This is a genomic window from Amycolatopsis echigonensis (genome assembly GCF_014174495.1).
Lineage (GTDB): Bacteria > Actinomycetota > Actinomycetes > Mycobacteriales > Pseudonocardiaceae > Amycolatopsis > Amycolatopsis echigonensis.
Window position 1 is genome coordinate 1 of sequence record NZ_JACJHR010000014.1, and the last position, 18,603, is coordinate 18,603.

Genomic DNA, 18,603 nt, shown 5'->3' on the forward strand with positions numbered 1-18,603 from the left:
ATGGGCACCGACGTGGCGATCGAGACCGCTGACGTCGCGCTCATGGGCGAGGACCTGCGGCACCTGCCGCAGGCGTTCACCCACGCCCGCCGCGCCCGGCGGATCATGCTGCAGAACGTCGGCCTGTCCCTCGGGTTGATCACCGTGTTGATCCCGCTGGCGTTGTTCGGCGTGGTCGGCTTGGCCGCGGTGGTACTGGTGCATGAGTTGGCCGAGGTCGTCGTCATCGCCAACGGCGTCCGCGCCGGCCGCACCAAGTCCCTGCAGATCACAGGAGGTCGCAGGCAGACGGCGTCGATGTCCGCCGCGGTCGGGGTGTCCTCGTGACGACCGGTCAACCCACTCGCACGGCCAGAGTGACCCGAGCACGGGTCGCGCTGGCGGCCACCGCCGCGCTGCTGGCCGCGCTCGACCTCGGCCTGAAAGCCTGGGCGAGCGGGGCCTTGGCTGACGGGACGTCGGCCGATCTCGGGGTGATTCAGCTGCGGCTGACGTTCAACTCCGGGGTGGCGTTCAGCCTCGGCGACACCCTGCCCGGTTGGGTGGTGCTCGGTGTCACCGGGTTGATCGTCGCCGGGCTCGCGGTGTTCGCCTGGCGCAAAGCACGCACGGCGAACCTGGCTGTACGGCTGGGGCTGGCCGCGGTGCTGGCCGGGGCGATCGCCAACCTCGCCGACCGGGCCGCCGACGGGGTCGTGACCGACTACCTGCACACCGGCTGGTTCCCCACATTCAACCTCGCCGATGTCTTCATCACCGTCGGCGGCGCTGTGCTGGTTCTGGCCAGTCTCCGCGCCACCGATGGCACCACGAGGGACTCGGCACCGTGATCCCGCGAGATCAAGATCGGATCACAGCCCACCAAATTCGTGAACTCGACCTCGACCCTCAAGATCGAACGTCGACCAGGGTGAACAGCGACCGGCGGCGCGAGCGGCAGATCCCCTCCAGCGAGGGCAGTTAGTTGTTGCCGTGGTAGGCCGACACCGCTCGAACGCCGCAGACAGCTGCGCCGCCCAGCCACTCAGCTTCCGCCGCTCGTCCTGAAGCGCCGCCAGCCGTTCCGCTGCTCGCTCGCACAGTCCCAGCCATGTGCTTCAGAACATGGCAATCACCGCGACTCTCCTCGATCCGCTACTGTGCAGCGGGCTGATCAGCAACGTCACCCACTTCGAGTCGCCGGTCTCGCACATGTCGACGCAGCCATCCTTGCCTCACCGGCGAAGCGCACGACATTCCCCGGCAGCACGCCCCTCCAACCACAGCCCGGCCGGGCCGATCGCGTGCGGTGCCTGCAAATCCGCCAGTCGTGCCTTGGAACTTGCCCAGCGTGGTCGCCTGCGCCCAGGTCTTCGTCCGATCGAACTCGCTACGCCGCGCGGCCGGGTCCGCCACCGGGCCGCGATCCAGGCAGGCACACTCGGCCCGTCAGCCCGGGCCGCGACCATCGTAGTGAACCGCGGGTTGACATCCGTGCGGAGCACGGCTGCCATCGCGTCCGGCGTCACGTGCCCCGGCGACCCTCAGCAGGCCGCACCAGCTCCTCCACGCGACGTTGATCAGGTCGGCCGGGTTGTCCTGCCTCTGCTGCTGCACGGATCGCCGCCTCGGCAACCGCCCGCACCTCGCCGCCTCGCGCTTCACGTCCGGGTGCTCACCCACGAACTACCGATGCCGTCTGGCGGTCCGATCCGTGTCAGCCTTCGCCGCCACCATCCGGCAGCGCAGTCCCGAGCCGGTGCGCGACCAGCGCGCCCCACACCACGGTCGCCACGAGCGCCGCCGCGTTGGCGAGCGCGTAAACCAGCACGCCCGCCGGGATCGCCCGGTCGGGCGGAGCGCCCAGCCGGAGCACGTACTCGACCAGGTACGCCAGGATGAGCGCCATCGCCAGGCTCAGGTGCACCAGCAGGCGCCGGTAGGCGGCAGTGCCCGAGCGGATCGGCAACCCGTCGACAAATCCCGCGAACCCGGCGACCGCTGCGCCGAGCAGCCCGATCCCGACCAGCCACGTTGCCGCGGTGGTGAATTCCCGTGGATCGTGCGAGCGCGCCGCCAGGTCCAGCACCGTGCTCGCGAACCAGCATCCGATCGGGACGGCCACCAGCACCGGGTGCAGCCGCACCCGCGACCTCGTCCGGACCGGAGCGGCTTCCTCCGCTGTCTCGGTCACGCCGGTTCCCAGGACCGCACCGGATCCGTTCCGCAGCATGGTAGACGCAATGAACTCACCCCGTTGATACTATTTCACTTAGTATTATGTCGGCTCCCGTGTCCCGCCCGGCTTCCCCGCCGGACTGCAGCGAGGAGCAGCCGTGCTGGTATTCGGCGCCGTCGTGCCCGTGTCCGCCTGGACCATTGCCGTACTGGCCCTCGGCGCACTCGTCGGCCTCTCCGCGGCCCGGCCGCTGGCCAAGCGGACCGAGTGGCCCGCGCGCGGCATCCTGATCACCGTCGTGCTGTTGTCCGCGGTTCTCGCGCTCACTCTGCCACCCGGCAGCGAGCGGCACACCAACGGCCTGCACGCCTGCCTGCCCGAGGACTTCCCCGACCTCGTGGGCACGGTGCTGAACTCTGGCGGCGGGATCGCCGGCAACGTGCTCAACCTGCTCCTTCTCCTGCCGCTGACCGCCTCGGCAGTGCTCACCGTCGGCCGCACCGTACCCGCAGTCGTGCTCGCCCTCACGCTGCCGCCCGCGATCGAACTGGCCCAATCGCAGATCCCCGGCCGGTGGTGCAGCCTCGCCGACGTGCTCGCCAATGTCGCGGGCGCGCTCGCCGGAGCCCTGCTCGGCGCGGTGCTCCTGCGGCGCAGGACGGTCAGGCGCGAAACCGCCGGCCCGCGAACACCCCGCCGATGAGGAACAGCACGCCCGCCATCGGCCAGCCGATCAGCAGGTCCTGCAAGCCCACCGTCGGCAGCAAGGAGAACTTCCCCAGGTGCGCTCCGATGTGGACGATCGCCATCACGACCCCGACCCCCATCAGCACGAAACCCGCGACCCGCACGACGAGCCATTTCCGGTACGCGCCGGTGTAGCCGGCCTTCTCGGGCTTGACCGCCGCGCGGCGGACCCCGGCCTCGAGCGCGCGCTGCCTCGCGCGGCGGTCGCGCCCTCTCGTCGACACCTTCGGCATGTCACAACTCCTCGCACCAGCCACCTCTACTAAGCGAGATCGTAGTACGCGAGGAGCCTTCCGGAATCCCGCCTTGCCATCAATTACTAAGTTTCCTAGTATGTCGGTTATGTCGCGAGCTTCCCGCATGCTGTCTCGCGGCCGCGCCGGACCCTCCCCCTCGGCCGGCGCGTAACGCGGACGCGGGCCTCGTTCCTCCGAGGCCCGCGTCCGTGCCCGCCTCGATCCCAGGACCGCCTGCCGCGACCGCACGAAAACGGGCGCGCCGCATGAAATCCTCGTGATCGCAGCCCAAAGCGCACTCGATCAGGTCCAGTGACGCCCGCGAACCGACCATCCGGCGCCGAATTTCCGCGCGCTGCCACAGCAGGCCGAGCCCAGCCTCTTTGGCACACAGGATGACCGCCACCCGGACAGATCGTCCGCGCCGTACCGATGTCCCCCGCTCGCCGCGGCAGCGCACCTCACGCTTGCCTAATACCCCCACGGGGTATATCTTCAGGTTATTCGATACCCCTGCCCGGTATAGGAGGACGTGATGGTCACGCATCGGGAAGCAGCAACGACCGCGAGCCGGTCCGGCCTCGCCCCTGCCGGTCGCGCGTTCAGCGCCCGCTGGGAGGACATCGGAGCCGCGCTGCTGGGCCTGTGGCTCGTCGTCGCGGTGTTCCTCGACGGGCGGGCGCACTGGCTGGGCCTGCCGGATTCGTTCTTCACGCCGTGGCACGGACTGCTCTACGGCGGCCTGCTCCTGCTCGGCCTCTGGTTGCTGGCGATGGGCTGGCGGCGGCGCGGAACGGCGCCGCCCTGGCGGGCGGTCCTCGCCCCTCCGGCGGGATACGGCTGGCCGCTCGTGGGCGCCGGGATCTTCGCCGCGGGAGGCGCGGCCGATCTCGCGTGGCACGAGGTGTTCGGCATCGAGGCCGGGATCGACGCGTTGCTGAGCCCGTCGCATCTGCTGTTGTTCGCCGGTGCCGGGTTCCTGTTGGCGGGGCCGGTCCTGTCGGCTCGGGTGAAAGGCGAACCGTCGCTGGCGGCGACAGTGCTGGCGCTGCTGGCATTGTCGGCGGTCGCGGCGTTCGCGTTGAGCTTCCTGTCCGGATTCTTCAGCGATGCCCCGGTCTACACGGTCGGGCACTTCCCCGAGGGCACCCGGCCCACATCGCGGCGGAGACCAGGGCAGAGGCCGGACTGGGCAGCTACGTGCTGACCTCCCTCGTAGTCGTCGCGCCGCTGGCCTACCTCGCCCGGACGTGGAAGCTGCCGTTCGGCGCCACCACGGTGTTCCTGACCGCGCACGCGGTTCTCGCGTCCACGCTCGTCGACTTCGGCTTCACCGGCGGGCGGGTCGTTCTCGCCGCCGCTGTCGCCGGGCTCGCAGCCGATGCCGCTCTCTACGGCGTACGACGAGCGGGAGCGTCGCGCCGCGCACAATCACTGGCGGCTGCGGGAATCGTCCCGGTCCTGTTGTGGTCCGGGGTGCTGGCGGCGGTGCAACTGTCCTACGGTATTCGCTGGTCGGCCGAACTGGTCGGCGGAGTCGTGGCCGTATCCGCGCTGGTTTCGGTGCTCGTGGTCCTGCTCGGCCAGTCCGGCCGCACACCCGCGACGCCCTAGCCTGTCCGCATCGAACAGTCCACACCGGACGGTGCACTGACGGAAACCCGTGTCACCGCTTCATTCGGGACGGTAATACGGGTTCCGCAAATGCCGGCTGCCCGGCCGAGGTTCGCGTCCACGGCATCCCGGCAGGCGCCGGTGCAGTCCCTGGTCCAAGTGACCACCCGGTAGCGGCCGACCGCCAACGGCGCGGACAACTCCGCCGGAGCGGTCCGGAATTCACGCTCCAGCACCGCTTTTCCCTGGCCGTCTTCAAGCCGGAAATAGCGGACGGCGCGGCCCGCACGGCTGGCCGGCTCCGCCACGACGATGTCGACCGTCCCGGACGGGACCTTGACCGCGGACGGCTGATGCGAAGGAATGGAGTCGCCCCGGGGAGCCGCCGAGCTGCAGCCGCCCGCCACGACCGCGAGCATTCCCAGAAAAGCTGTCGGCACCGCTGGTTTCATGGAATCTCCTCGCACAAGGGGACACCGGCCGCCCCGGAGGTGCCGGGCCGGCCGGTGCGCGACGGTCAGTCCTTCCAGAAGATCGAGGTCACGACGCCCCCGGCGACGATCTTCGACTGCGAGCCGTTCGAGGCCGCGGCCGAACCGTCTCCGTGGTTGTAAATCGAGAGCAGTTCGCTGTAGTCGTGCGAATTGGGGGAAACGTAGGCCGGGTCGCTCTGCCCGGCGTAGTCCATGCACGAACCCGCGTTGGTGAACTGGTGGTCCAGGCCGAAGTCGTGGCCCACCTCCTGGCAAATCACGTGCTGTTTGGCGTAAGTCCCCATCGAATAGGAATCGTTGACCTTCGTGGTTCCCCACGCGATGTGGGTGCCGCTCGACAAATCGATTTCGGCGACGCCGAGCCAGCCGGTGCTGCCGTAGGTGTAGTTGCACACCCGGACTTTCCCGGCCGCCGCGGGGCAGCTGCGCCGGGTCGTCGCGCTGCTGTCGCTCGTGGAAAGGGTGTTCTCGAACACCGGTGACCGGTTCCAGTCGGCATTGGCCTTGCTGAGGTTGGCGTCCCAGCTCGACGTGACGCTGTCGAGCACGGTCAGGCGCACCGTGCTGGAGGTGGACGAGCGAGCCCAGTGGTATCCGTTCCAGCTGTTGCTTGCCGACGCCTCCGCCGTAGTGGCCGCGAGAGCCGCGACCGCGAACGACGTGAGGAAAAGCAGCCGCCATTTGCGCATGGCAAACTCCTTGCGATTTCCGTGGGGACCCGTCCGGGAGTGCGGACAGTGCGCATGAAAGTAGCCCGGCGTGATCCGGTGGCACAGCTACGAAAGTCGCAAGGGGGCCGATTTCTACTTCTCTACTTAGTAGAGTAGTAGCCGCGTGCGCCGGTCGGCGGACAGCCGCTGACCCGACCGGCTCCGGCCGTTCGTCGGATTCCCGTCACGCGGATTTCAACTACCGTACGTAGTAGTCATATCAAACGAGTGAATCCGCAGTCATGGCAAGGTGATCGCAGCCGCAGAACGTGGCGAGCACAAGATCATCGCTGATACGGTCCGCTGACTGTGAGGTGTCATTCCGCCACGAAGCGTCGCGCCGGCTGGCGCGCCCTGGCCGTCTTCGCTGTGCTGTTCGGTTTCCTGGTCCTGCACGCGCAACCCTGCTGCGAGACCGGCCACGCCGGGTCCGCCGTCGTGCACGCCGCGGCCGCGAACGACACCGCGGCGGTGCCGAGCGACCCGGGATGCGGATCAGGGCACCACGGCCACGACGGCAGCGACACGCTCTGCCGATTCCTTCGCAGCGCCAACGACTTCCTGTGGCTGGCCGTGCTCACCACGGCAGCCGCGGCCTGCCTGGTGCCCGGGGCGCGCCCGCTGTCGCGCCCATGGGCCGCACGGCCGCCGCCCCGGGGATCCCCCGGCTCGGCACTTCTGATCGAGCTCTGCGTCTCGCGGATCTGACGGGCGCCGGAACCCCTGCCGTCACCCCGTTCCGCCGCGCCCGCGGCACTCACGCGAAAAGAGACTCGATGGAAACCGTCTTGCCCCCTGCCGCAACGAATTCTCCCCCTCAACTGCTCACCGCCGCCGCGCGGTGCCACAGCCCGGCCCGCGCGGTCGGCAACACCCCGGTGCTCTGGGTCGATCAGCCCTTCGCCTCCGCGGGACGCGGCTTCTGGGCCAAGCTCGAAGGATTCAACCCCGGCGGCATGAAAGACCGGCCCGCACTGCACATGGTCGAGCAGGCCCGTGCCCGCGGCGAACTGGCCCCCGGAGCCCCGATCGTCGAATCGACGAGCGGCACGCTGGGCCTCGGGCTCGCACTGGCAGGCATCGTGCACGGCCACCCTGTGACGGTGGTGACCGATCCAGGCCTGGAGCCGATCGTGCACCGGATGCTGTCCGCCTACGGCGCCCGGGTCGAGCTCGTGACCGAACCGCACCCGACCGGCGGCTGGCAGGAAGCCCGCCGCGAACGGGTGCGCCGGCTGCTCGCCGAGCGGCCGGGAGCCTACTGCCCGGACCAGTACCACAACCCGGACAACGTCGCGGCCTACGCGCCGCTCGCCCTGGAACTGGTCGCCCAGCTCGGCCGGGTCGACGTGCTCGTCTGCTCGGTCGGCACCGGCGGCCACTCCGCCGGGGTCTCGCGGGTGCTGCGGGAATACTTCCCGCACCTGAAGGTCGTCGGCGTGGACACGGTGGGCTCGACCATCTTCGGCCAGCCCGCGGCACCCCGGCTCATGCGCGGGCTCGGCTCCAGCATCTACCCGCGCAACGTCGACTACGCGGGGTTCGACGAGGTCCACTGGGTCTCCCCCGCGGAAGCGGCCTGGACCTGCCGCCGGCTCGCCGCGTCCCACCACGCCACCGGCGGCTGGAGCGTAGGCGCGGTCGCGCACGTCGCCGGATGGCTGGCCCGCACCGAACCCGCCGACGCCCGGATCGCCGCCGTCTTCCCGGACGGACCGAACCGGTACTTCGACACCGTCTACAACGACGACTACTGCCGGCAGCACGGTCTCCTCGACGCGCCGCCCGCCGCGGAACCCGACCGCATCGGCGCTCCCGCCGACCGGGTCGTGCAGCGCTGGACCCGGTGCACGCACGTCGTCGACCCGACCCTGGCGGTGGTCCGGTGACCTCGCTCATCACCCGGTACCGGTCCTTCGACCGGCCTTCCCGGCTGCTCATGCTCAACCAGCTCACCATCAACCTCGGCTTCTACATGCTGATGCCGTATCTGGCCTCGCACCTGTCGGCGGACCTCGCGCTGGCCGGCTGGGTCGTCGGGCTGGTGATGGGCGTGCGCAACTTCTCCCAGCAGGGCATGTTCCTGATCGGCGGCACGCTGGCCGACCGGCTGGGCTACAAGCCGCTCATCATCGCCGGCTGCGCGCTGCGCACCGGCGGGTTCGCCCTGCTGGGCCTGGTCGATTCGGTCCCGGCGCTGATCATCGCCTCGGCCGCCACCGGGTTCGCCGGTGCGCTGTTCAACCCGGCCGTGCGCGCCTACCTGGCGGCGGACGCGGGCGAGCGGCGGGTCGAGGCGTTCGCGCTGTTCAACGTCTTCTACCAGACCGGCATCCTGCTGGGCCCGGTCGTCGGGCTCGTCTTGACCAGCGTGGCGTTCAAGGTGACCTGCCTGACCGCGGCCGCGGTGTTCGCGGTGCTCACGGTCCTGCAGATCCGCGCGCTGCCGGCGCACTCGGCCGAGCGTCCCGCGCAGCCGCGCTCGATCCGGCAAGACTGGGCCGGGGTGTTCCGGAACCGCTCGTTCGTGCTGTTCTCGCTCGCCATGATCGGCTCGTACGTGCTGTCGTTCCAGGTGTACCTCGCGCTGCCGCTCGAGGCGCGCCGGATCGCCGGCCCCGGTTTCTCCGGCACCGCCTTGGTCGCGATCCTTTTCGGACTGTCCGGCGCCCTCGCGATCGCCGGGCAGCTCCGGATCACCGCCTGGTGCCGCGAACGGTGGAGCCCGGGCCGCTGCCTCGCCACCGGCCTGCTGCTGATGGCCGCGGCGTTCCTGCCGCCCGCGCTGACCGCCGGTGCCGCCGGCGGCCCCGCAGTCCTGACCTGGGTCCCGCTGATCCTCTCCGCGGCGCTGCTGGCTTTGGGCACGCTGGTGGTGTTCCCGTTCGAAATGGACACCATCGTCGCGCTGTCGGGCAATCGGCTCGTCGCCACCCACTACGGGCTGTACAACACGGTGGTGGGAGTCGGGATCCTGCTCGGCAACCTCTTCACCGGGACCGTGCTGGACCTGGCCCGGGACGCCGGGGTGCCCGCCGCGCCGTGGTTGATCCTGGCCCTGCTCGGGGCAGCCTGCGCGTGGGCGATCCGGAGCCTCGGCGCGGCGAACCGGCTCGCCCCGGCGGCCTGAACACGGGCCGCCGACTACCCCCGCTCGTACTGGGTGACATAGCACTCGGACGGGCTCGGCAGCGTCGGCGGCCCGGTGCCTGAGTACGGTGGGGGCATGGCGGCGAACCGGCTCGGCGGCATCCGGCAGATCCTTCTGCTGGGTGCGCTGGCGCTGTGCATCGCCGCCATGCACCACATCAGCCTCCCCGGCGGTTCCGCGCACGCGATGGCCCCGGCCGCCGTGCCCGCCGCGATGGCGGACGCGCCCATCGCGATGGCAGACGCGGCCCCCACCGGCTCGGGCGAGGAACACCCCGGCACGCCGGGCGGCGCGCACACGATGCTGCACCTCTGTCTCGCCGTGCTGTACGCGGTCGGCGCACTGGTGCTCGCGCTGCTGGCTTTCCGCAGGCATTCCGCCGCGAAGCTCCCGGTCCCCGCCGGTCCGCGCGGCTCGCCCGTCCCCGGGCGGCCGCCGGACAGACGCGGCCGCCTGGTCCTTGCTTCTCTCTGCGTGCTGCGGACCTGACCGGCCGGGCCTGCCTGGTCCCCACCGGTCATTTCAGCAATCACTTTTCGAGAGAAGGATTTGTCGTGCGCAAAACTCTGGTGATCAGCGGCATCGCGGTGGCGTCGGCCCTCGCGCTCAGCGCCTGCAACAGCGGCGATCAGCCGTCCGGCATGCAGATGGGCTCGTCGTCCGCCCCCGCGCCCGCGTCGAACCAGCAGGCCGCGGGCCACAACAACGACGACGTCGCTTTCGCCCAGCAGATGATCCCGCACCACAAGCAGGCACTGGACATGGCGAAGATGGTGTCCTCGCGCAGCACCAACCCGAAGGTCGTCGACCTCGCCGGCCGGATCGACAAAGCTCAGGACCCGGAGATCCAGCAGATGCAAGGCTGGCTCACCGCGTGGGGCGCCGCTTCTTCCTCCGCTTCGGCCATGCCGGGCATGAGCGACCACAACATGCCGGGGATGTCGTCGATGCCGGGGATGGGCTCGTCGTCCTCGATGCCGATGCCGGGCGGGTCGATGCCGGGCATGATGTCCGACGCGGACATGGCCAAGCTCGACACGATGAAGGGCGCCGAGTTCGACAAGATGTGGCTCGGCATGATGATCAAGCACCACCAGGGCGCGGTCGACATGGCCAAGACGGAACTGGCCAAGGGCGGCAACGCCGACGCCAAGGCGCTCGCGCAGAAGATCATCGACGGCCAGCAGGCCGAGATCACCGAAATGCAGGGGCTGCTCTCGCAGGGCTGACCCGGGCCGCCGGGGCCACGGCCGCCGTGGCCCCGGCGCACCGCTTTGCCGTTCTCCGGGTCTACTCCCGGGTTCGTGCGTTCCCGCACGAACGTTTTCCTTCCTGTTCACCGGATTCCGACAACTGCTTCGCTAGTACTAGATGCGATAGTGGACAAGATCCGCGCGTTACCTTAATGTGACCGCGGGCCGGCGGGGCGGTCCACCCCGAACGCAGGTCCCCACGACAGGAGATTCAGCACCCGTGACACCGCAACGGCGTCGTGCCTTCCGACATCCGATAGCCGCCACCGCCGCACTCGTCGTCCTGGGATTGGCCACCCTGCCCGCGGCGGCGCAGGCCGCGCCGCCCCCGGGCGGCAGCCAGGATCCGATGCAGCGCTACCAGGAACTCGGCGCACAAGCGGCCAAGGCCGACGAGGACCTCCTGGGCGCACAGGAGTCGCTCACCGCCCGGCAGAACGACCGTGCCGCGGCCGACGCGGCCGTGGCCAAGGCCAACGGCGAGGTCGTCGGCGCGCAGGCGGCGATCGACCGGCTCCGTCCGCAAGCGAACCAGGTCGCGAACGCCGCGCTCGAAGGCGGCCAATTGAGCAACACAGCCCTGCTTCTCGACAGCAGCAACCGGCAGGAGTTCCTCGATCGCGCCTCCATCCTCTCCCTGCTCGCGGAGCGGAAGAACGAAACACTGACCGGCCTGCAGCGCGCGGTCGCCTCCGCGAACAACGCGAAGGCCGCCGCGGAGAAGGCGCAGAAATCGGCGCAGCTGGCCGCGAACGACGCCGCCACCGCGCTGGAAGAAGTCCAGGGACGCAAGACGGATCTCGACAAGCAGATCGGCGAGGTGCGCAAGGCGCTGGCGCAGCTGCCCTCGGCCGCCCGCACGAAGCTGGGACAGGTGCAGGACAGCGGTTCCTATCTCGGTCCTCCAGGCGCGGCGAACGACGCGCTGCAGGCGGCGCTGTCCAAACGCGGTTCCGAATACCAGTGGGGCGCCACCGGCCCGAGCCAGTTCGACTGCTCCGGGCTGACCTCGTGGGCGTACAAACAAGCCGGGATCACCTTGCCCCGGACGAGCCGGCAGCAGTTCACCTCAGGCAAAGCCGTGCCGCTGGACCAGCTCGTCGCGGGCGATCTGCTGTTCTACGACGACGGTTCCGGCAGCGCCGGCGCGATCCATCACGTGGGCATGTACGTCGGCAACGGCAAGATGGTCGACGCGCCCACCGAGGGCCAGCTGGTCGACGTGCGGCCGATCCGCGGGGACGGGCACCTGATGGGAGCACGGCGCATCGTCGGGTGATCCCGGCGGAGCAAGTATCCTGATCCCCGGAGGTGCCATGCTGAAACTGGGCGAGCTCGAGGCGTCGGTGATGGACGTGCTCTGGAACGCGGCGGAACCCATGCGGGTCCGGGAAGTGCTCGACGAGCTCAACCAGCACCGCGATCTCGCGTACACCACGGTGATGACGGTGCTGGACAACCTGCACCGCAAGGGCTGGGTCGAGCGCGAGATGCGGAACCGCGCGTACCACTACCAGGCGACCGCCTCCCGCGAGGAGGCGACCGCGCAGACGGTGCGCGATCTGCTGGACTCCACCGAGGACCGGGAATCGGTCCTGCTGCACTTCGTCCAGACGGCGTCCGAGGAGGAGTCGGACATCCTCCGCCGGGCGCTGCGCCGGAAGTCGCGGAAGCGGTGATCGTCGCGGCGGCGCTCCTGCTCGGGGCCGTGTTCGTGGGCTGGTGGTCGCCACGCCCGCTGAGCAGGCTGGCCGCAGGCCGGATCTCTCCCGGCACCGCGATCGCCTGGTGGCTGCTGAGCGCCGCCGGGGTCCTGGCGGGCGCTGTCGCGGGAGTGCTGCTGCTCGTGCTGCCCGGGCACGGCCCGGCCGACGCGGTGCTGCGGGCGCTGCACGACTGCTGGGCCGCGCTCAGCCACGGCGAAGTGCCGCTGCTGGACCCGGTCGTCGGCGCGAGCGCGGGAGCCTTCGCCCTCGCCGGAGCCGTCCGGCTGGCGGTGGCCTCGGCCGGGCGGCGCCGGAGCCGCAATCGCCAGTACCGCCGCCACCTGGCCGCCCTGCGGTTGTGCGGCTCGGCCGGCTCCCGGTCCGTGCCGACGCTGTGGCTGCCGCACGACGAGCCGGTCGCCTACAGCCTCGGCGGGCGGCGCGCGATGATCGTCGCCAGCGAAGGGCTCGCCGCCCGGCTTTCGGTACCGGAACTCGACGCCGTCCTGGCCCACGAGCGGGCCCATGTCCGCGGCCATCATCACCTGCTTACCGCGTGCGCGGACATTCTCGGCCGCACTGTGCGGTTCGTCCCGCTGATGCGGGAACTGCCCGCCGCCGTGCGGCTGCTCGTCGAACTGTCGGCCGACCACGCCGCGGCTGCCCAGTGCGGCACCGGGCCGTTGTGCTCCGCGCTGCTTTCGATCCGCGCCGGCGGCGGGCCATGGCGAGCGCTCGCCATGGCCGGCGGCGACACCGCCATCCGGCTCGACCGGCTCCGGGAACGACCGGCCCGCACCAACCGGGCGGCCGCCCGCCTCGCCGCCGTGACCGGCGGGCTCACCGCGTTGCTGGCCCCGGCACTGGTCGCGGGCGCACTGGTGGTGCTCACCGGCCTGGTGTCCTGCTCGTGACCAAGGCTGCTGCCGCGTCCCGGGGACGATCCGCTTCGCCGCTCCGCTCCTGATCGCCCATGCCAGGAACTTAAGGCTCCGAGATCTCGGCCTACTGACAGTCCACAAAGGACGCCAACAGTGCCGGAATGCCCGCTTTGCCACCATGAGGCCAGGTTGTGGTCCCGGGTCCGGGGCCCACAGCGACGTGCGCTCGACCGGATCGAGCCAGCTGAGCCTGGGAACACGCCGGAAGCGCGTCCGCAGCACAGCCTTACTGTGCCGATCATTACTAATCCGACCACAGCCACGGCCGAATGGCTTTCGTAGCAACGGTTACGTGCCGCGGTCGGGGTCGGCCTACTTTTGGCCGGATTAGTAAGTTCCTGGCATTGCTCCTGATCGCCCGAACGTCTCCCGCGCGACAGCGGCAGTCCTTCCCCTGCTTGGCCTCTGCCCACGTCGGTTCCTGCCGTCCCAGCGTGCCGCGATCGCCGAGCCTGAACACAGCTCACCGTGCTCGCGCTCGGCGCCACACCGGGTCGACTGATACCCTAGGGGGCATGCCCAATACCCCACCGGGTATCTGCCGAACGGAAGGAGCAATCGTGAAACTGGGTTTGTCCCGCACCTACCGAGGCGCGGGCTTCGACGAAGTGATGGCGCGGACGCGGGCCGCGCTGGCCGCAGCGGGGTTCGGGGTGCTGACCGAGATCGACGTGCAAGCGACCCTGCGCGAGAAGCTGGATGAGCGGATGGAGCGCTACACCATCCTCGGCGCCTGCAATCCCGCGCTCGCCCACCGGGCGCTGGAGGCGACCCGGGAGATCGGATTGCTGCTGCCCTGCAACGTGGTCGTCCGCGAGAACGGCGCCGGCGAGACGGTCGTCGAGGCGATCAATCCCGCGGTCATGGCCGAAGTCGCGCCGGCGGCCGGAGTCTCCGAAGTCGCCGGGGAGGCCGCCGAACTGCTGGAATCCGCGTTGAACGCCGTGGACCGGGAGCTGGCATGAACGACGTGGTGCTCTACGGGGATCCGGTCTGCCCGTTCGCCTGGCTGGCGTACCGCTGGCTCGACGGCACGCGGACGGAGTTCCCGATGCGGCCGATGAGTCTCGCGGTGCTCAACGAAGGAACCGAGGTGGCCGAGGCGCATCGCCGGCGGATCGAGGATTCGCTGCGCGCCGGCCGCGTCCTCGCGGCGATCGAGGACCGGTCCGCCGCCGCCCGGTTCCACGTCGCGCTCGGCCGCCGGATCCACGAGCAGCGGCTGCCGGTGGACAACGCGCTGCTCCGCACCGCGCTGACCGCTGTCGGCTTGCCGGAAGACCTTGCGGCCAAAGCGGATTGCGCCGATCTGGACCCGGCGGTGCGAGCCGCGCACCAGGCGAGCCAAGACGCCCTCGGCGACACCGCGGGCAGCCCGATCACCGCGATCGGCGGCCGGGCTTTCTTCGGCCCGGTGCTGACCGAACTGCCCGCCCCGGCAGAAGGGCAGGCCCTGCTCGACGCCCTGCGCACTGCCTCGGCTGTCCCCGGATTCGCCGAACTCCGCCGTCCGCGGCGCGGCGCCCCGGCCATGCCGGCGGGACAACCGGTCTGATGTGCCGTCCCGTCTCGTGCCGCACCTGCGGCAAAACCACCTGGGCCGGCTGCGGCCGGCACGTCGGCCAGGTCAAAGCCGCCGTGCCGGCCGCGCAGTGGTGTCCCGGCCACCCTTCGCCACCGCGCCCGCCGCGTTCGTGGCCGTGGCGCAAGCGCGGCTCCTGACCAGGAATATACCCGCCGGGGTATTGTGAGCCTTCGTGAAACCAGCCAGGGAGGGGACCCCATGATCGGCGACCAGGACACCGTCACCCAAGTGCGCAACCGGCTCCGCCGCGCGCAGGGCCAGCTCGCCGGCGTCATCGCGATGATCGACGACGGCCGCGACTGCAAGGACGTCGTCACCCAGCTCGCCGCCGTCTCCCGTGCCCTCGACCGGGCCGGCTTCAAAATCATCGCCAGCGGCCTGCGCCACTGCGTCACCGCCGACGGCAACGGCGACGAGGCCGAGATGACCGCGGAACAGCTCGAGAAACTGTTCCTCACCCTCGCCTGACGCCGTCCGCTGCGGCCCCCGTCGCGAAAAGTCCGTGAAGGACTCCTTGAGGGAATCTGATTCCCTCAAGGAGTCCTTCACGGACAACTACGGGAGCGAGTCCCGGGGCGCTGCGCTCAGCCGACCGCCCGGAATCCGCGCAGGCGGAGGCTGTTGCTCACCACGAACACCGAGCTGAACGCCATCGCCGCGCCCGCGATCATCGGGTTCAGCAGTCCCGCCGCGGCCAGCGGCAGCGCCGCCACGTTGTAGGCGAAGGCCCAGAACAGGTTGCCCTTGATCGTCTGCAACGTGCGCCGCGACAACCGGATCGCGTCGACCGCAGCCCGCAGGTCGCCGCGGACCAGCGTGAGGTCGGCCGCCTCGATCGCGGCGTCGGTGCCGGTGCCCATGGCCAGGCCCAGGTCGGCCTGAGCCAGTGCCGCGGCGTCGTTCACGCCGTCTCCGACCATCGCCACGACCTTGCCCTCGCCCTGCAGCCGCCGGACGACGTCGACCTTGTCCTTCGGCAGAACCTCGGCGATGACCTCCTCGATGTCGACCTCCGCGGCCACCGAGCGGGCGACCGCCTCGTTGTCGCCGGTGAGCAGCACCGGGGTCAGGCCGAGCTCCCGCAAGCGGGCGATCGCCTCGGCCGAGGTGGGCTTGACCGTGTCCGCGACGACCAGCACCGCCCTGGCCTTCCCGTCCCATCCGACCGCGACCGCGGTCCGGCCGTGCCGCTCGGCCTCGGCCTTGGCCGAAACCAGGTCGGCGGGCAGGTGCTGGCTCCACTCCGCCAGCAGCGCCGTGCGGCCGACGAGCACCGCCGCCCCGGCCACGACGCCTTGCACGCCAAGGCCTTCCACGTTGGCGAAGTCCTCGACCGCGGGCAGCTCGCCGACCTTCTCCCGGGCGCCCCGGGCGATCGCCTTCGCGATCGGATGCTCGGAAGCGTCCTCCAGGGCGCCGGCCAGCCGCAGCACGTCGTCAGGTTCGACGCCGTCCGCGGTGTGCACCTCGACCAGCGCCATCTGCCCGCTGGTGACCGTGCCGGTCTTGTCCAGCACCACGGTGTCCACCCGCCGCGTCGACTCCAGCACCTCCGGGCCCTTGATCAGGATCCCGAGCTGCGCGCCGCGGCCGGTGCCGACCAGCAGCGCGGTCGGCGTCGCCAGGCCCAGCGCGCACGGGCAGGCGATGATCAGCACCGCCACCGCCGCGGTGAACGCCGCCGAAGCGGTGTCCCCGGCGCCGAGCCAGAAGGCCAAGGTCCCGGCGGCGAGCGCGATCACGATCGGCACGAACACCGCCGAGACCCGGTCCGCCAGCCGCTGCACCTGCGCCTTGCCGGTTTGCGCGTCCTCGACCAGCTTCGCCATCTGGGCGAGCTGGGTGTCCGAGCCGATCCGGGTGGCCCGCACGACCAGCCGTCCCCCGGCGTTCACCGTGGCCCCGACCACCGGGTCGCCAGGACCCACCTCGACCGGGACGCTCTCGCCGGTCAGCATGCTCGCGTCGACCGCCGAGCTGCCGTCCTCGATCACGCCGTCGGTGGCGACCTTCTCCCCCGGCCGCACGACGAACAAGTCGCCGACTCGCAGCTGCTCGACCGGGATCCGCTGCTCCCGGCCGTCCCTCAGCACCGCGACGTCCTTCGCGCCGAGTTCCAGCAGCGCCCGCAGCGCGGCACCGGCGCGCCGCTTCGACTTCGCCTCGAAATAGCGGCCGGCGAGAATGAACGTCGTCACCCCGGCCGCGACCTCGAGGTAGATGTTGCCGTCGCCGGACATCCGCTGGACCGTCAGCTCGAACGCGTGCGTCATGCCCGGCACCCCGGCGGTGCCGAACAACAGCGCGTAGAGCGACCACAGGAACGCCGCGATGGTCCCCATCGAGATCAGCGTGTCCATGGTGGCCGCGCCGTGGCGCAGATTCGCCCACGCGGCACGGTGGAACGGCAACGCGCCCCACACGATCACCGGCGCGGCCAGCACCAGCGAGATCCACTGCCAATAGGTGAACTGCAACGCCGGCACCATCGCGAGCAGGATCACCGGCACCGACAGCACCGTCGAAACGATCAGCCGCTGCCGCAACGGGCGGGTGGCGTCCTCTTCCTCGGCGCCTTCTTCGCTCGCAGCCTTCTCCGCATTGGGCACGGTCGCGCCGTAACCGGCCGCCTCGACCTGCTCGACCAGCCGCTCCGGCGCCACGTCGCCGGAGTAGACGACCTTCGCCTTCTCCGTCGCGTAATTGACGGTCGCGGTGACCCCGTCGAGTTTGTTCAGTTTCCGCTCGATCCGCATCGCGCACGACGCGCACGTCATCCCGGTGATGGCCAGCTCGACCTCGCCGGTCGCGGGCTGGTTCTCCACTTCGGCGGTCATGACCCGTTCCCTCCCTGTGCCGTGGTGCTGACGGTGAACTCCGCGGTGTGCACGGCGCCGCCGTGCCGGAAGTCCAGGAACAACCGGTAGCCGCCTGCCGACGGGACTTCGGCGAAGAAGGTCACCGCCGGCCCGGCCGCGGTCTTCCCGTCGCCGGGGGCGCCGTCCGGGTGGACGTGCAGATACGCGAGATCGCCCTGCCGCAACGCCACCAGATGGCCGTACGCGCCCAGATAGGGCTGCAGGTCGACGACCTCCGCGCCGTTGCGCGTGACCGTCGCGGTCACCTTCGACGCGCGGCCGGGAACCAGGTCTCCGGTCAGCCGGACCTGGTAGCCGTCCACAGTGGCCAGTCTCGATTCGGGATGCGCCACCGGCCGGAAGTCGCCGGGAGCGACCAGATCCACGCCGAGCGTCGTCCCGGTCCCGCCGGCCGGGGTGAAGTCGGCGAATGCCCGATAGCTGCCCGCCTCCTTGACCGACAGCGGCACCGTCCAGGCGCCGTCCGCGCCGAGCTGCGGGTGGAGGTGCTGGTATCCGGTGGTATCGCGGCGCACCACGATGAAGTGCATGCGTTTTTCGTGCTCGACGTCGAACGCGGTCACCGCCGCGCCGCCGGGCCCGGTGATCCGGAACGCGAAGGGGCTGGTCGTGCCGGGGGTGAGCGTCGTGCTGGTGGGCGTGAGGGTGTAACCGCCCCTGGACGACGCCAGCCCGCCGGGCTGGTCGGTGTTCGCGGCCTCCGCGACGGTGCCGCTGTGAGCGTCCCCGTGCCCGGCGTCCTCGCCGCCGTGCACCCCGGCCGCGCCGGAGAAGGGACCGACAGCGGTGCCGATGCCCCAGCCGCCGCCGGCGACCAGAGCAAGCGCCACACCGTAGGCGGAGAGCTTCGCTGCTGTGTTCATGTCCTCAGTCCTCACCGCGGGCTTGGCCCGCAGTCGCGAGAGCCGCCGCTCAGGCGGTCAGCTGGTAACCGGCTTCTTCGACCGCGCCGCGGACGTCCGCGACGTCGATGTCCTTGACTGCGCGCACAGTCACCTTGCCGGTCGGCAGGTCGACAGCGACATCGGTGACGCCCTCGATCTCGCTGACCTCCTCGGTGACCGAACGCACGCAGTGCTCGCAGGTCATGCCGGTCACGGTGTAGGTCTGCTCGCTCACGGTATTCTCC

22 protein-coding genes and 1 pseudogene are annotated in these 18,603 nt (G+C 70.6%); 16 read left to right on the forward strand and 7 right to left on the reverse strand.

The window, feature by feature from the left end:
* Together H5411_RS12235 and lspA are read left to right on the forward strand one after the other, a co-directional pair.
* Nucleotides 1-327 (forward strand): annotated as a pseudogene (locus H5411_RS12235) (heavy metal translocating P-type ATPase); the annotation flags it as partial.
* A gap of 29 nt (nt 328-356) precedes the next feature.
* On the forward strand, nt 357-830 hold the full coding sequence (lspA, locus tag H5411_RS12240; protein WP_101437990.1) for a signal peptidase II: 474 nt from the start codon (nt 357-359) through the stop codon (nt 828-830).
* 866 nt (nt 831-1,696) lie between these two features.
* Here lspA and H5411_RS12245 read toward each other — a convergent pair.
* Nucleotides 1,697-2,173: a DUF2231 domain-containing protein gene (locus H5411_RS12245; protein ID WP_158242502.1), complete on the reverse strand. Its 477-nt coding sequence runs from the start codon at nt 2,171-2,173 to the stop codon at nt 1,697-1,699.
* A 142-nt stretch (nt 2,174-2,315) separates the two neighbouring features.
* Here H5411_RS12245 and H5411_RS12250 point away from each other — a divergent pair, with 142 nt between their 5' ends.
* Nucleotides 2,316-2,861, forward strand: a complete 546-nt coding sequence (locus H5411_RS12250) for a VanZ family protein (protein ID WP_037359803.1) — start codon at nt 2,316-2,318, stop codon at nt 2,859-2,861.
* Here H5411_RS12250 and H5411_RS47005 read toward each other — a convergent pair.
* Nucleotides 2,821-3,138, reverse strand: coding sequence for a hypothetical protein (locus H5411_RS47005; protein ID WP_200862801.1), 318 nt, complete (start codon nt 3,136-3,138; stop codon nt 2,821-2,823). The two genes, H5411_RS12250 and H5411_RS47005, sit on opposite strands and share 41 nt — an antisense overlap.
* Before the next feature lie 538 nt (nt 3,139-3,676).
* Between H5411_RS47005 and H5411_RS12260 the strand changes: the two genes are divergently transcribed.
* Together H5411_RS12260 and H5411_RS12265 are read left to right on the forward strand one after the other, a co-directional pair.
* Nucleotides 3,677-4,348, forward strand: a complete 672-nt coding sequence (locus H5411_RS12260; RefSeq protein ID WP_037359801.1) for a hypothetical protein — start codon at nt 3,677-3,679, stop codon at nt 4,346-4,348.
* Nucleotides 4,342-4,755 (forward strand): hypothetical protein, encoded by a 414-nt coding sequence (locus H5411_RS12265; RefSeq protein WP_037359798.1) that lies wholly within the window; start codon nt 4,342-4,344, stop codon nt 4,753-4,755. Before H5411_RS12260 ends, H5411_RS12265 begins: the two co-directional genes overlap by 7 nt.
* On the opposite strand, the gene H5411_RS12270 is transcribed toward H5411_RS12265, so the two are convergent.
* Both H5411_RS12270 and H5411_RS12275 read right to left on the reverse strand, forming a co-directional pair.
* A complete protein-coding gene (locus H5411_RS12270) occupies nt 4,752-5,207 on the reverse strand; it encodes a hypothetical protein (RefSeq protein ID WP_101437989.1) in 456 nt (151 codons plus the stop codon). The two genes, H5411_RS12265 and H5411_RS12270, sit on opposite strands and share 4 nt — an antisense overlap.
* 65 nt (nt 5,208-5,272) lie before the next feature.
* Nucleotides 5,273-5,938 carry a hypothetical protein gene (locus H5411_RS12275; protein WP_051165923.1) on the reverse strand — a complete coding sequence of 222 codons (666 nt, stop codon included), beginning with the start codon at nt 5,936-5,938 and terminating at the stop codon, nt 5,273-5,275.
* A 330-nt stretch (nt 5,939-6,268) separates the two neighbouring features.
* Between H5411_RS12275 and H5411_RS12280 the strand changes: the two genes are divergently transcribed.
* The 11 genes from H5411_RS12280 to H5411_RS12330 all read left to right on the forward strand — a co-directional run bounded on the left by H5411_RS12280 (nt 6,269) and on the right by H5411_RS12330 (nt 15,063).
* Nucleotides 6,269-6,667, forward strand: coding sequence for a hypothetical protein (locus H5411_RS12280; RefSeq protein WP_037359793.1), 399 nt, complete (start codon nt 6,269-6,271; stop codon nt 6,665-6,667).
* A 68-nt stretch (nt 6,668-6,735) separates the two neighbouring features.
* Nucleotides 6,736-7,848: a PLP-dependent cysteine synthase family protein gene (locus tag H5411_RS12285; protein ID WP_037359789.1), complete on the forward strand. Its 1,113-nt coding sequence runs from the start codon at nt 6,736-6,738 to the stop codon at nt 7,846-7,848.
* A complete protein-coding gene (locus tag H5411_RS12290) occupies nt 7,845-9,089 on the forward strand; it encodes an MFS transporter (protein WP_037359786.1) in 1,245 nt (414 codons plus the stop codon). Before H5411_RS12285 ends, H5411_RS12290 begins: the two co-directional genes overlap by 4 nt.
* Before the next feature lie 96 nt (nt 9,090-9,185).
* Nucleotides 9,186-9,599, forward strand: coding sequence for a hypothetical protein (locus H5411_RS12295; RefSeq protein ID WP_037359783.1), 414 nt, complete (start codon nt 9,186-9,188; stop codon nt 9,597-9,599).
* Nucleotides 9,600-9,664: 65 nt separating this feature from the next.
* Complete coding sequence (locus tag H5411_RS12300; protein WP_037359780.1) at nt 9,665-10,339, forward strand: DUF305 domain-containing protein; 675 nt, start codon at nt 9,665-9,667, stop codon at nt 10,337-10,339.
* 244 nt (nt 10,340-10,583) lie between these two features.
* Nucleotides 10,584-11,642, forward strand: coding sequence for a C40 family peptidase (locus tag H5411_RS12305; protein WP_037359777.1), 1,059 nt, complete (start codon nt 10,584-10,586; stop codon nt 11,640-11,642).
* A 37-nt stretch (nt 11,643-11,679) separates the two neighbouring features.
* Complete coding sequence (locus H5411_RS12310; protein WP_037359775.1) at nt 11,680-12,042, forward strand: BlaI/MecI/CopY family transcriptional regulator; 363 nt, start codon at nt 11,680-11,682, stop codon at nt 12,040-12,042.
* Nucleotides 12,039-12,983 (forward strand): M56 family metallopeptidase, encoded by a 945-nt coding sequence (locus tag H5411_RS12315; protein WP_037359772.1) that lies wholly within the window; start codon nt 12,039-12,041, stop codon nt 12,981-12,983. Before H5411_RS12310 ends, H5411_RS12315 begins: the two co-directional genes overlap by 4 nt.
* A gap of 587 nt (nt 12,984-13,570) precedes the next feature.
* A complete protein-coding gene (locus H5411_RS12320) occupies nt 13,571-13,975 on the forward strand; it encodes a DUF302 domain-containing protein (protein ID WP_037359769.1) in 405 nt (134 codons plus the stop codon).
* The gene (locus H5411_RS12325; protein ID WP_037359766.1) at nt 13,972-14,565 is read left to right on the forward strand and encodes a mycothiol-dependent nitroreductase Rv2466c family protein; all 594 of its coding nucleotides are present in this window, start codon (nt 13,972-13,974) and stop codon (nt 14,563-14,565) included. Before H5411_RS12320 ends, H5411_RS12325 begins: the two co-directional genes overlap by 4 nt.
* A 228-nt stretch (nt 14,566-14,793) precedes the next feature.
* The gene (locus H5411_RS12330) at nt 14,794-15,063 is read left to right on the forward strand and encodes a metal-sensitive transcriptional regulator (RefSeq protein WP_037359763.1); all 270 of its coding nucleotides are present in this window, start codon (nt 14,794-14,796) and stop codon (nt 15,061-15,063) included.
* Between the two features lie 116 nt (nt 15,064-15,179).
* Here H5411_RS12330 and H5411_RS12335 read toward each other — a convergent pair whose 3' ends face one another.
* From H5411_RS12335 to H5411_RS12345, 3 genes are read right to left on the reverse strand one after another with little or no spacing between them, the layout of a single operon-like run.
* A complete protein-coding gene (locus tag H5411_RS12335) occupies nt 15,180-17,432 on the reverse strand; it encodes a heavy metal translocating P-type ATPase (protein WP_037359760.1) in 2,253 nt (750 codons plus the stop codon).
* Complete coding sequence (locus H5411_RS12340) at nt 17,429-18,337, reverse strand: hypothetical protein (RefSeq protein WP_037359758.1); 909 nt, start codon at nt 18,335-18,337, stop codon at nt 17,429-17,431. The genes H5411_RS12335 and H5411_RS12340 overlap by 4 nt, the downstream gene beginning before the upstream one ends.
* Before the next feature lie 49 nt (nt 18,338-18,386).
* On the reverse strand, nt 18,387-18,593 hold the full coding sequence (locus H5411_RS12345; RefSeq protein ID WP_037359755.1) for a heavy-metal-associated domain-containing protein: 207 nt from the start codon (nt 18,591-18,593) through the stop codon (nt 18,387-18,389).
* Nucleotides 18,594-18,603: the final 10 nt, after the last annotated feature.

Coding starts and splice junctions, on each gene's coding strand:
- H5411_RS47005 (WP_200862801.1), bottom strand. CDS start 3,138: ATGCCGAAGGTGTCGACGAGAGGGCGCGACCGCCGCGCGAGGCAGCGC.
- H5411_RS12260 (WP_037359801.1), top strand. CDS start 3,677: ATGGTCACGCATCGGGAAGCAGCAACGACCGCGAGCCGGTCCGGCCTC.
- H5411_RS12270 (WP_101437989.1), bottom strand. CDS start 5,207: ATGAAACCAGCGGTGCCGACAGCTTTTCTGGGAATGCTCGCGGTCGTG.
- H5411_RS12275 (WP_051165923.1), bottom strand. CDS start 5,938: ATGCGCAAATGGCGGCTGCTTTTCCTCACGTCGTTCGCGGTCGCGGCT.
- H5411_RS12285 (WP_037359789.1), top strand. CDS start 6,736: ATGGAAACCGTCTTGCCCCCTGCCGCAACGAATTCTCCCCCTCAACTG.
- H5411_RS12295 (WP_037359783.1), top strand. CDS start 9,186: ATGGCGGCGAACCGGCTCGGCGGCATCCGGCAGATCCTTCTGCTGGGT.
- H5411_RS12310 (WP_037359775.1), top strand. CDS start 11,680: ATGCTGAAACTGGGCGAGCTCGAGGCGTCGGTGATGGACGTGCTCTGG.
- H5411_RS12325 (WP_037359766.1), top strand. CDS start 13,972: ATGAACGACGTGGTGCTCTACGGGGATCCGGTCTGCCCGTTCGCCTGG.
- H5411_RS12330 (WP_037359763.1), top strand. CDS start 14,794: ATGATCGGCGACCAGGACACCGTCACCCAAGTGCGCAACCGGCTCCGC.
- H5411_RS12335 (WP_037359760.1), bottom strand. CDS start 17,432: ATGACCGCCGAAGTGGAGAACCAGCCCGCGACCGGCGAGGTCGAGCTG.
- H5411_RS12340 (WP_037359758.1), bottom strand. CDS start 18,337: ATGAACACAGCAGCGAAGCTCTCCGCCTACGGTGTGGCGCTTGCTCTG.